The organism is Neobacillus paridis, assembly GCF_016765675.1.
GTDB classification, from domain to species: Bacteria; Bacillota; Bacilli; order Bacillales; family Cytobacillaceae; genus Neobacillus; species Neobacillus paridis.
In genome coordinates, this window is record NZ_JAESWB010000288.1 from 1 (window position 1) to 479 (window position 479).

The 479-nt window shown below is 54.5% G+C and carries 1 protein-coding gene; it reads left to right on the top strand.

What is annotated here, in order from left to right; all coding sequences use genetic code 11:
* Window positions 1-479: aldehyde dehydrogenase family protein (locus tag JK635_RS28860; protein ID WP_202655500.1), on the top strand; the 479-nt coding region annotated here is incomplete at both ends.

Genomic DNA, 479 nt, shown 5'->3' on the forward strand with positions numbered 1-479 from the left:
GGAAAGCATTAACCCGCACACCGGGCTGAAAATCAGATCGTATGAAACACAGAGTGACCAGGTTATAGACCAGTGCTTGCAGGGAGCGGCTGATACGTTCTTGAATTGGCGTAAAACTTCTTTTGCTGACCGGGCGCAGTTGTTGCGCGGCGCTGCTGCGCTTTTGCGCGAACGAAAAGACGCACTGGCCATCCTGATGGCGCAGGAAATGGGAAAGGTATTGCGCGATGGCGTGGCCGAAGTGCAGAAATGCGCTGATTGCTGTGATTTTTATGCCGAAAATGCGTATCGCTTTCTGCAAAAGCAGGTCGTGCAAAGCGATGCGGAGGAAAGTTATGTCGCCTATGATCCGCTGGGCACGGTGCTGGCGGTAATGCCATGGAATTTTCCGTTCTGGCAGGTGTTCCGGTTTGCCGCGCCCGCCTTAATGGCCGGCAATGTGGGCGTGCTCAAGCATGCATCCAATGTATCGGGCTGCG